Consider the following 12,011-nt stretch of genomic DNA (forward strand, 5'->3'; position numbering starts at 1 on the left):
TAGACGGAAACGATTTGGTCTAAGAATGAATTTAATTGCTGGAATGGTGAACTGGACGCTCTTAAATTAACTTTCGCAAGAGATCTAATGTTTGAAGTTCTGTTTGGATTTTTGGATTCAAAACAATTTGAGGAATTGATGAAATATCTGAATATTGAATGAAGTCTAGTTCTTGAGCATGAGTAAAAACGGAGATTGAAAAAAGTAGAAAAAGATAATAGTGATTCTTCATATCAAATTTATTATTTTTATGTCCATATTAACTTACTTATGGATTGTTCATTTTATATGGACACTTATGGAGTATCAATAAGGGTAAAACCCTTTTGAGCAGTTTTCATAACATTCTCCACAAATGTTTTTTGTTTATTTATAAGCCTAAAGAAAAAGCTCATTTAGCTTAATTTTATATTTAGCACTAAGTGTGCCAAGTTTTATTATAATAAAATTGAGAGAAAAAACAGCACTTTAAAAAAATATTTTTATTTTTGTAACTATTATGTTTTCTTTTGTGTAACTAACTGACAAAAATTGTCAGTTAGTTGACTAAAATCACCCCAGAATTATCGGTTTATTGCCCAATTCATTTTCTAAATCATCTATTTTGCGATCATAGTACTGATCTAGTACTTCACCAATCTGCTTTATCCCTTCAATTACACCCTCTTTAAACTTCTGCTGAGCTAAATGCTGAATAATATCTTGGCAAATTTCATCCCAAACTTGCTGGGTCGTTGCATTTTTAATTCCACGATCAATCACAATTTCAACCTTGTGCTCGCACAGGTTCAAATACAGGAGTACCCCACTATTATATTCGGTATCCCAAACCCCAATTTCCGCAAATAACTGTCGGGCCCGACATAAAGTATCTTGATGATAGGCAGTTCTTGAAGGCAGACAACCTTCAATCACCACTTGAATCTCACCTACATGCCCATGCTCGGCTTCTTCAACAGCCTGTGCTATCGCATACTGATCCTGCTTGGAAAAAAAACGCTTGGTTGCCGGCATATAAAAGAAATGTTTTAACCAGCGTTTAACACTCGGCTGCGCATGTTCTTCCAACTTCGGCCGCGTGACAATGTCTGTTGTATCTGTAGTTGTTACCATGAGCCTGATGCTCCTCCCCCGCCAAATCCGCCACCGCCACCACCGAAGCCGCCGCCACCAAATCCACCACGGCCACTACCACCGCCCCGGCCGCCACCAGCTAAAAAGGCACGTAAAATCAGCTGGGCAATAGAGGTGACCAATAAAAAGAAAATACCTGCGCCAATCATTAGGCTAGCAACCAAGCCTAAGCCATTCACCAATCCTGCCGCTGTACCTGCCACCGCTGCAATTGCTGCGCTCAGACGTTTACCAAAGATCATGGAGCCAATAACACCTGCAATAATAATAAAGATAACGTTTCCAAAAGTAGCTTGAGATGCTTTTTGTGCCTGATAGGCTTGTTCCTGACGTTCTTTGATTTCATCCGCGGCCTGTGCTGCAATTTCAGGATCTAAATTTAAAATTCGTTCAATTTCGGTTAGTCCGGAATCAATGCCCTGCGCATACTGACCTTGCTTAAAAAATGGCGTAATTTTGTCATGAATAATTCGACCTGCCACTATGTCTGGTAGTACACCCTCCAGACCATAACCGGTCAAAATTTGAATACGGCGGTCATTAATGGCAATCGTCATCAACAAACCATTGTCGCGTTTAGCTGAACCCAGCTGCCAGGCTTCAGCAACACGCATGGAATAATCAAAAATATCTTCTTGCCCTGTGGTCGGAACAATGACTACACCTATTTGCCCTTTGCCTTCATTATAAAGTTTCAAAATACGCTGACTGATTTGCTGTTTTTCAGCGGGACTAAGTAAATTTGCCTGATCAATGACCGGTTCATTCAGGCTTGGTAAGTCGCGCTGAAACTGCCCTTCCGCCATGTCATTGGCAATTTGCGGCTGTGATGCTGCTGCAGTTTCTGTATTTTGGGCTGGAGTATTTTGATTATTTTTAGGCTGTAAGATTTCACGGGCTACGATGACTTCTTCAGTATCTGTAGCCGTCGCCGTTTCTGCTGAAACAAGTGTTGTCATTCCCATGCCCAACATAAGAATCAAACTAGCACAGTATTTCAGCAGTATTTCAGGCATCTGATCTCTCACTTATCTACAGATATTACTTATTCAAAGGAAACCGTTGGTGCTTTCTGTGCACTTTGCTCGGCGCTAAAGTTCGGTTTGGTGTCCATACCAATCACTTTGGCGGTCATGACTTGCGGGAACTGGCGCGCATAAGAGTTGAAGTCCTGTACTGTCGTAATATAACGGTTACGTGCCACTGCAATCCGGTTTTCAGTTCCTTCTAGCTGCACCTGTAAATCACGGAACTGCTGGTTCGCTTTCAAATCTGGATAATTCTCAGTGACGGCTAAAAGACGAGACAAGGCACTGGTCATCTGGGCCTGTGCTTCCTGATAGCGTTGGAATAGTTCAGGATCTTCTAGCACTTCACGGTCGACTTTTAGGCCTGCCACATTGGCACGTGCCTGAGTCACTTCAGTTAACACCTGCTCTTCATGTGCGGCATAGCCTTTGACCACATTGACCAGATTCGGCACCAAGTCAGCACGACGCTGATACTGGTTTTGTACTTCAGACCATGCCGCAGTCACCGCCTCATCCTTAACTTGTAAGGTGTTATAGCCACAACCTGTAAGCGTCAGGGTACTGGCTAACATCAGAGCAATGAAAGATTTTTTTAATACAGGAATCATCTTTTCTCCTCAATTCTTTATTGATATTTATTTAATAAATTTGATTTTAAACATATTTTTCTCATTTTTTGTTAATTTTTATAATTTTTTACTTTTATCGTTTTTATTCCTTCTGTTCTGCTTCAGAGCTAGGAATTAATATTGGATATATCTATAAGTTCAAATTCTTATTTTTATAAGCTCTTAGGATTAAACTGACTTAATAAGCAAAAAAAGAAAATAAAAAAACCCGCCATAGCGGGTTTTTAAATGGATGATTAAATTATATTAAACATCAAGGTAATCCAGAATACCTTCCGCAGCCTGACGACCTTCCCAGATCGCAGTCACGACCAGGTCAGAACCACGGACCATGTCGCCACCAGCAAAGATTTTTGGATTTGAAGTCTGGAATTTGTATTGCTGTTGTTCAGCTGCAAGTACGCGACCTGAACCATCCAGATTGATTTCTACATCAGTGAACCAGTCTGCTGGGCTGGTACGGAAACCAAATGCCAGCAATACTGCATCTGCAGGCAGAATTTCTTCTGAACCTGGAATTGGTTCCGGACTACGGCGGCCACGGCTGTCTGGTTCGCCCAGTTGAGTCGTTACCACTTTTACGCCAGTCACTTTGCCATTTTCACCCACGATTTCGATAGGCTGACGGTTGAACTGGAATTCCACACCTTCTTCACGCGCATTTTTTACTTCACGACGTGAACCCGGCATGTTCGCTTCATCACGACGATAAGCACAAACTACTGACTCAGCACCTTGACGGATTGAAGTACGGTTACAGTCCATCGCGGTATCACCACCACCCAAGACAATCACTTTTTTGCCTTCAACGCTGATGTATTCGGATGGATCTTTTTCCCACCCCTGGCAACGGTTCACGTTAGCAATCAGGAAATCCAGTGCATCATACACTCCATCCAGATCTTCACCAGCAAAGCCACCTTTCATATAAGTGTATGTTCCCATACCCATAAAGACAGCGTCATAGTCAGCAAGTAACTGGTCGATAGTAACATCGGTACCAATTTCAGTATTCAGACGGAATTCAACACCCATACCGGTAAAGATTTCACGACGGCGTTTCATCACGTCTTTTTCCATCTTGAATTCTGGGATACCGAAAGTCAGCAGACCACCAATTTCAGGACGTTTATCAAATACAACTGGCTTCACACCATTACGTACCAGAATATCAGCACAACCTAGACCTGCAGGACCTGCCCCGATAATCGCGACTTTTTTATTGGTCCATTGCACATTGGACATATCTGGACGCCAGCCCAAAGCAAAGGCGGTATCATTGATATATTTTTCAGCATTACCAATAGTCACCGCACCGAAACCGTCGTTCAGGGTACACGCCCCTTCACACAGACGGTCCTGCGGACAGACACGACCACAAACTTCCGGCAAAGTATTGGTCTGATGACACAGTTCAGCCGCCTGGAACAAACGGCCTTCAGACACCAGTTTTAACCAGTTTGGAATGTAGTTATGTACCGGACATTTCCACTCACAGTACGGGTTACCACAGCCTAGGCAGCGATGCGTCTGATTGGCTGCAATTTCCGCTGTATAAGGCTTATAAATTTCCACAAATTCTGCTTTGCGGACATCAATCTCTTTTTTCTCTGGATCTTGGCGTGCGACATCCAGGAATTGAAAGTCATTATTCAGGCGTTCTGCCATGTCTCTCTCCGTGGGTAGATGTAAGGGGTTCACAGTTGCCTTACATCTCCCTATGTTTCTGCAGTAGTGGAATTATTGTGGATCAGCTTGAGTTGTTTTTAACAGCGTTTGCAAGTTGGCTGCTTTTGGTTTTACCAACCAGAACTTGCGGCTGTAGAAGTCAAACTCATGGCGGATCTTGTACGCCCAAGCACTACCCGTTTCTTTAATATGTTCATCCAGAATACGACCCAGGAAGGCTTTATGCTCTTCCATCGCTTCGGTGGAAATACGGTTCAGCTCAATCAGCTCGTGGTTATAATGATCAACGAAGTCATTATCCAGATCAAGTACATAAGCAAAACCACCAGTCATACCCGCACCGAAGTTATGTCCGACTTTACCCAGCACTGTCACAATACCGCCGGTCATATATTCACAGCAGTGATCACCTGCACCTTCAATCACGGCAAATGCACCCGAGTTACGCACCGCGAAACGCTCGCCCGCTGTACCCGCGGCATATAACTTACCGCCAGTCGCACCGTATAAACAGGTGTTCCCAATAATCGCGGTATTTTGGGTCTGGAATGGTGAACCTTTTGGCGGGAAGATCGAGATGCGACCGCCAGCCATGCCTTTACCGACATAATCATTGGCATCGCCTTCTAGGCTGATATGCAGACCACCGGCATTCCAGACACCTAGTGACTGGCCTGCAGTACCATTCAGGTGAACTTTCACCGGATGGGCTTCCATGCTCAGGTTGCCATAGCGTTTTGCAATTTCACCAGACAGACGGGCACCAATCGAACGGTCACAGTTACCGATCGTGAAGCTATATTCACCGCCAGTTCCTGCTTCGATGGCAGGTAGAATCTCATCCACCATTTTTTCAGCCAGAATCCCTTTATCAAATGGTGCATTGCCCTGTACTTCGCAGTACTGTGCTTTACCTTCTGCAGCAGGATGTGATTCCAGTAATTTACTTAAATCAAGATGTGCATGCTTTGCAGTTTCACCTGGCAAGACTTCCAGCAGATCCGTACGGCCAATCAGGTCTTTCAGACTTGATACACCGAGTGCTGCCAGCCATTCACGGGTTTCTTCAGCAATAAAGGTGAAGAAGTTGATCAGCATTTGTGGCTCGCCAATATAATGCTCTTGACGTAAATGATCTTGTTGAGTCGCAACACCGGTTGCACAGTTATTCAAGTGGCAGATACGCAAGTATTTACAACCTAAGGCAATCATTGGGGTTGAACCAAAGCCGAAGCTTTCAGCACCGAGAATTGCTGCTTTTACGACATCCAGACCGGTTTTTAAACCGCCATCTGTCTGTACGCGAACTTTACCACGCAGGTCATTGACACGAAGGGCCTGATGCGCTTCAGAAAGACCCAGTTCCCACGGTGAACCTGCATGATGAATTGAAGAAAGTGGAGAAGCCGCTGTACCGCCATCATAACCAGAAATGGTAATGAAATCGGCATACGCTTTCGCTACACCCGCCGCAATCGTACCGACACCCGGTTCAGAAACCAGCTTAACTGACACCATCGCCTGTGGGTTAACCTGTTTTAAATCAAAGATCAACTGTGATAAATCTTCAATTGAATAGATGTCATGATGCGGAGGTGGCGAAATCAGGGTAACGCCCGGCACAGAGTAACGTAAACGTGCAATGAGACCATTCACTTTACCACCCGGCAACTGACCACCTTCACCTGGTTTTGCACCTTGCGCGACTTTAATCTGGAGAACTTCTGCTGATGTTAAATAAGCAGGCGTCACACCAAAACGGCCCGATGCAATTTGTTTGATTTTCGAGTTACGGATAGTACCGTAACGCGCTGGATCTTCACCGCCCTCACCCGAGTTTGAACGACCACCAATCGTATTCATGGCAATCGCAATCGCTTCGTGCGCTTCAGGTGACAGTGCACCCAAAGACATACCGGCAGAGTCAAAGCGAGGCAGGATCTCTTCCACAGATTCCACTTGTTCGACTGGAATCGAGTTGTCTGTTTTGAGTTTGAACAAGTCACGGATCGTTGCGATCGGACGGTTGTTCACCAATTCTGCATATTCTTTAAAATCTGCGTAGTTCCCAGAACGTACTGCTTTATGCAGTGAGTTGATCACATCCGGGTTAAAGGCATGATATTCCTTGCCAAAGACAAATTTCAGCAGGCCTCCCTGATCGATTGGCTTACGGTTTTTCCAGGCAATATCCGCCAACTGTTTCTGGTCATTTTCAAGATCAATAAAGGTTGCACCCTGAATACGGCTTGGTACGCCGATGAAGCATTTATCCACCACTTCATTAGATAAACCCACTGCTTCAAACAACTGACCACCACGATAAGAAGCAACCGTAGAAATCCCCATTTTCGAAAGAACTTTCAGCAGACCTTTCTCAATCCCCTTACGGAAATTGTTTTGCGCATAGATTGGGTCACCCAATAATTCACCTTTGGCGACCAGATCATTGATCACGTCATAAGCCAGGTATGGGTAGATGGCTGTCGCACCAAAACCAAGTAGCACGGCAAACTGATGTGGATCACGAGCAAAACCGGTTTCAATAATCAGGTTGGCATCTGTACGCAAACCTGTATTGATCAAGTGATGATGCACCGCACCGGTGATCATGAAGGCATTGGCAGGCAAGTAACCTTTACGGATTTTCTTGTCGGAAAGCACCAGTAAAGTTTTACCATCACGAATGGCTTGTGCAGATTCTTCACAGATCCGTGCAATCGCTGCTTGTAGACCTTCAGTTTCAGCATAGTTCAGGTCGATATCTGCAATTTCATAGCCGGCACGACCCAGGGTACGGATCTGATGCATTTTCGAATTAGACAGTACAGGGCTGGAAATGATCAGGCGGTCTGCATGTTCAGGCCCCTGTTCAAATACATTTTGTTCACGACCTAAACAGGTTTCCAGTGACATCACAATCGATTCACGTAACGGATCGATTGGCGGGTTGGTCACCTGTGCAAACTGCTGGCGGAAATAATCTGATACATGACGTACCTGACGTGACAATACTGCCATGGGCGTATCATCACCCATTGAACCTACAGCTTCCTGACCGCTTTCAGCAATCGGACGCAACAACTGGTCACGCTCTTCAAAGGTCACCATGAACATTTTTTGTGCCGCTTTCAGGCCATCGCCTTTTAAGCCTTGATCACATAAATATTCTTCCAGCTCTGGACTGCCTTGCAGACGCACAGAATTTTCACGCAACCATTCACGGTATGGACGCATACGTTTCAGATGATTATTGACATCTTGCGTATCCAGTACCTTACCGGTTTGCGTATCAATGACCAGCATTTGGCCAGGACCGACACGGCCTTTAGAAATCACATCTTCAGGTTGATAACCCCACACGCCAATTTCAGATGCTAGTGTGATATAACCATTTTTGGTGATGACCCAACGCGCAGGACGCAGACCGTTACGATCCAGCATACAGATCGCATGACGCCCATCCTGAATCACCAGACCTGCAGGGCCGTCCCAAGCTTCCATATGTTTTGAGTTGAATTCATAGAAAGCACGCAGATCAGCATCTAAGGTTTCCACATTTTGCCAAGCAGGCGGAACCAGCATACGGAGTGCACGGAACAGATCCATGCCGCCACCCACCAGAATCTCCAGCATGTTGTCCAAGCTTGAAGAATCTGAACCGGTACGGTTCACAATTGGATTCAGTTCAGTTAAACCTGGTAATAACGGATTTTCAAATTTTGGTACCCGCGCCATGGCCCAGTTACGGTTCGCAGTAATGGTATTGATTTCACCATTGTGCGCCAGATAACGGAACGGCTGCGCCAACGGCCAGCGTGGCAAAGTATTGGTCGAGAAACGTTGGTGGAACACTACAATATGCGATTCCAGACGCGGATCCGCCAGATCGGTATAAAAATCGGCAATCGCTTCCGGCATCATCAGGCCTTTATAGCTGATGACTGTTGAACATAAGGTGGTGACATAGAATGAAGTGTCATTTACCAGCAACTGTTCTGCACGACGACGCGCCAGGAATAATTTGCGGTTAAATTCAACTTCAGTCACACCCATCGGGCAATTGACAATAATCTGCTCAAATGCCGGCATCGATTGCAAGGCAATTTCACCCAAAGCATTGACATTGGTTGGAATCAGACGCCAAGCCAGAACGATTAAACCTTCAGCTTCAATTTCTTTGTTTAAAACCTGTTTGGCATGTGCAGCAAGGGCAGGATCAAGATTTAGAAACACCGACCCCACAGCAAACACTTCACTTAAAGTGGTATCACTTAAGCGTTTTGCTTCTTCACGAAAGAACTTTTTCGGCATCGCCAACAGCAGGCCACAACCATCCCCAGTCTTACCATCCGCGGCAATACCACCACGGTGGGTCATACAACTCAGACTATGAATCGCGGTCTTGACAAGATCATGGCTTGCATCACCCTGCATATGGGCGATTAAACCGAAACCACAGTTATCTTTAAACTCATCCGGTTGGTATAAACCTTGAGCGGGAGCTACATTATTAGGCGATGGCATGTGCATAGCGTACCCTTCTTTCACGAAGCCTTATAGGCTGTTAAACAATCTAAATTCTTCTCTGCGCTGCGTTGAATGGACTTTCGAAGACCGTTTTAATCAAGCAAAATTTTTCCTCTTTATTTCTTCAGCGTAGTCCTTTTTTAGACCGAATGCATAAAAAATAAAGTTTATTTTGCTGATGAATAACATAAAAATCAGGAATAAATATGACATTCATAGGTTGTCATCGAATCATTTTTCGCGCTAAAACAGGGAGATTAATTCAATCCATGCACCAATAAAGCAAATTCCATGCCAACAAACAGCGCATAAATTAAAACAATACAGATGACAAAGATTTAGCGTAGAACAGCACTCTAAGGGTTAATTTTAATGTGCATTTTTTGCACCAAAAGCGCTCATTTTTAATTCTGTAATTTTTTGGATGCGCTATTTTAGACCGAACTAATTAAATGGATCACTAATCTCGTTATTTTGAGGACGCGGATTACTGCCCTGAGCAGGTCGATTATTGTTATTTTGCGGTTGAGGTGTACCTTCTACAGCACTTTCAGATTTCTGTACATCAACTACATTTCCCGATGAATCACGACGCACAATGGTGGTACTAGTAGTCGCCGCATCAGAGCTACGCGGCTTGACCTCAGTTTGGGTTTGCTGCTGTCTAAGTCGTACCGATTCATCTACTTTCGGCAAAGGCACATTTCTCAAACGAATTTCATAAAGCTTTTGATTACTGGCCAATTCCTCTGAACCCAGATTATTGACCAGACTGACATATTGCTGCATGGGCACCACTTCAGGCTTGACTGAGACCGGTAAATTTAACTTCAGTGTAGAGAGTGCCTGATTGGCTTGTGCCGCCGTCTTATATTGGCCATATAACAATACATATTGTTCTGGCTGATTTTCACCCGAGATTCTTAAATAAATAAAAGGTTTACGATCGGACTGTTTTTTAAGAAAACTTTTTAAAATGGCTTCATTGGTCACACGAAATAATTCAATGGCATGCTGGTTTTTCGCTTCATTGACAAATTTGGTACCGCGAAATTCCGGCTCATGACTGGCATTCACGACGGTACGCGTATTTAGATCCAGTGGTTTCACTTCCTGAAAAAGCGCACCAAGATGGGTCATTGTGGCTACTTTTTCCGGCTGAATCTGCAATTGAACTTCAGTTTCAGGTTTTTTTTCAATTTCGATGACATCATCTGAATCAGTCACCGCCCAAAAGACTAAGGCAGCAAATAGGCAGCATACACCACAGACCAGCCAGAAATAATGCTGAATCTTTTGCCAAGGAGTATGTAATGCTGCCATAAAACTAAACCTATGCCTGATTGGCTAAAATTGCCTGTTTCATTAACTCGAGATCAAAGTCCCGGGTAATCACTGCTTCGCCTAATTGTTGCAACAACACCAGACGCAATTGTCCATTCAAGACTTTTTTGTCATGGGCCATATATGCCAGGAAATCATCAAGAGGGATTTTAGGACAAACGATCGGAAGTTTGGCACGAGAAATGATTTTTTTTGTACGTTCTAAATCTTCTTGAGAAATCCAACCCATACGCTGTGACAGATCCGCAGCCATCACCATACCGGTGGCAACAGCCTCACCATGTAGCCAGACACCATACCCCATGTAGGATTCAATCGCATGACCAAAGGTATGACCTAAATTAAGTAAAGCACGTTCCCCTTGCTCTTTCTCATCATTGGCTACGATCCGTGCCTTATGCGCACAGGAACGATAAACGGCTTCAGCCAATAATTTCTCATCACGAGCGACCAGAGCATCCATCTTTTCTTCAAGCCAGACCAGAAATGACTCATCGCCTAGCAGCGCATATTTAATCACTTCAGCCAAACCTGCTGAAAGTTCGCGGTCCGGCAAAGTAACAAGCTGCGACATATCCGCCAGCACCACCTGCGGCTGCTGGAAAGCGCCAATCATATTTTTACCCAGAGGGTGATTAATCCCGGTTTTTCCACCAACACTTGAATCTACTTGCGACAGCAAAGTCGTCGGTACTTGGATAAAGTATACACCGCGCTGGAAACAGGCCGAAGCAAACCCGGCCATATCTCCAATGACACCACCACCCAGCGCAAGCACAGTACAGTCCCTGTTAAAACCGGCTTCAAGCAGTGCATCAAAAATCAGATTCAGATGCGGACTATCCTTATATTTTTCACCATCAGGCAAAATACAGGTCGCAACACGTTTGTCCAGAGCTTCAATTGCAGTTTGATAACGCTGCAAATAAAGTGGTGCAACCGTAGTATTGCTCACAATCATCACTTGCTTGCCCTGAATATAGGGAGCCAATAAGGCCTGTGGATCCAGATCGCTCCCGATAAAAATAGGGTAACGACGTTCTCCGAGTTCTACATATAAGGTTTGCATGCTTGATTAACCACTTTATTCAATGAACTTAGTTTTTGGAAGTAATGAGATTGAGAATCCGCTGCGCCAGATCACGCGCAGCACCCTGATTGGTCTCAATAATATGATGCGCTACTTCACGATACAAGGGATCGCGGACCGCCAATAAATCACGTAACTTTTGTTCCGGATTTTCGACTTGGAGGAGGGGACGGTTTTTATCGCGATAGGTACGTTGCAGTTGAATTTCAACCGGCGTATAGAGATAGACAACAATTCCGCGCTGTTTCAGATAATCCCGATTTAAGGTCTGAGTAATGGCCCCACCACCAGTGGCTAAAACCAGATGGGGACGTGAGGTTAGGTCATTAATGACAGCAGTTTCACGGTCACGGAAACCCTGCTCCCCTTCTTTTTCAAAAATCCAGGGAATGGTCGCGCCTGTTTTACGTTCAATTTCATGATCACTATCTAGAAATTCACGTCCTAACAATTCTGCGAGATGTCGTCCTACTGTTGTTTTACCGGCCCCCATTGGCCCTACCAAATAAATATTTGGTAGGGTTTCAAACTCTTTGCTTGGCAAGGAGTCACCTATTCGTTTTG

Annotated in this window: 8 protein-coding genes; all 8 read right to left on the reverse strand. The window is 44.5% G+C overall.

Features of this window, described 5'->3' with window-relative positions:
- Positions 1-552: 552 nt before the first annotated feature.
- Complete coding sequence (locus NI464_RS10015; protein WP_253138281.1) at positions 553-1,113, reverse strand: TPM domain-containing protein; 561 nt, start codon at positions 1,111-1,113, stop codon at positions 553-555.
- Positions 1,107-2,150, reverse strand: a complete 1,044-nt coding sequence (locus NI464_RS10020; protein WP_253138282.1) for a TPM domain-containing protein — start codon at positions 2,148-2,150, stop codon at positions 1,107-1,109. Before NI464_RS10020 ends, NI464_RS10015 begins: the two co-directional genes overlap by 7 nt.
- A 29-nt stretch (positions 2,151-2,179) precedes the next feature.
- Entirely contained in the window at positions 2,180-2,773 is a 594-nt protein-coding gene (locus NI464_RS10025) for a LemA family protein (RefSeq protein WP_218956099.1), read from the reverse strand.
- 267 nt (positions 2,774-3,040) lie between these two features.
- Positions 3,041-4,462, reverse strand: coding sequence for an FAD-dependent oxidoreductase (locus tag NI464_RS10030; RefSeq protein ID WP_253138283.1), 1,422 nt, complete (start codon positions 4,460-4,462; stop codon positions 3,041-3,043).
- A 72-nt stretch (positions 4,463-4,534) separates the two neighbouring features.
- The gene (gltB, locus tag NI464_RS10035; protein ID WP_253138284.1) at positions 4,535-9,010 is read right to left on the reverse strand and encodes a glutamate synthase large subunit; all 4,476 of its coding nucleotides are present in this window, start codon (positions 9,008-9,010) and stop codon (positions 4,535-4,537) included.
- Between the two features lie 447 nt (positions 9,011-9,457).
- The gene (locus tag NI464_RS10040) at positions 9,458-10,336 is read right to left on the reverse strand and encodes a hypothetical protein (RefSeq protein WP_253138285.1); all 879 of its coding nucleotides are present in this window, start codon (positions 10,334-10,336) and stop codon (positions 9,458-9,460) included.
- A 10-nt stretch (positions 10,337-10,346) separates the two neighbouring features.
- Positions 10,347-11,426, reverse strand: coding sequence for a 3-dehydroquinate synthase (gene aroB / locus NI464_RS10045; RefSeq protein ID WP_253138286.1), 1,080 nt, complete (start codon positions 11,424-11,426; stop codon positions 10,347-10,349).
- A 28-nt stretch (positions 11,427-11,454) separates the two neighbouring features.
- Positions 11,455-11,991, reverse strand: coding sequence for a shikimate kinase AroK (gene aroK, locus NI464_RS10050; RefSeq protein ID WP_005101380.1), 537 nt, complete (start codon positions 11,989-11,991; stop codon positions 11,455-11,457).
- Positions 11,992-12,011 lie beyond the last annotated feature (20 nt).

Origin of the sequence: Acinetobacter lwoffii (assembly GCF_024129685.1) — a bacterium.
Lineage (GTDB): Bacteria > Pseudomonadota > Gammaproteobacteria > Pseudomonadales > Moraxellaceae > Acinetobacter > Acinetobacter lwoffii_X.

Coding starts and splice junctions, on each gene's coding strand:
- NI464_RS10020 (WP_253138282.1), bottom strand. CDS start 2,150: ATGCCTGAAATACTGCTGAAATACTGTGCTAGTTTGATTCTTATGTTG.
- NI464_RS10015 (WP_253138281.1), bottom strand. CDS start 1,113: ATGGTAACAACTACAGATACAACAGACATTGTCACGCGGCCGAAGTTG.
- NI464_RS10025 (WP_218956099.1), bottom strand. CDS start 2,773: ATGATTCCTGTATTAAAAAAATCTTTCATTGCTCTGATGTTAGCCAGT.
- NI464_RS10040 (WP_253138285.1), bottom strand. CDS start 10,336: ATGGCAGCATTACATACTCCTTGGCAAAAGATTCAGCATTATTTCTGG.
- NI464_RS10030 (WP_253138283.1), bottom strand. CDS start 4,462: ATGGCAGAACGCCTGAATAATGACTTTCAATTCCTGGATGTCGCACGC.
- gltB (WP_253138284.1), bottom strand. CDS start 9,010: ATGCCATCGCCTAATAATGTAGCTCCCGCTCAAGGTTTATACCAACCG.
- aroB (WP_253138286.1), bottom strand. CDS start 11,426: ATGCAAACCTTATATGTAGAACTCGGAGAACGTCGTTACCCTATTTTT.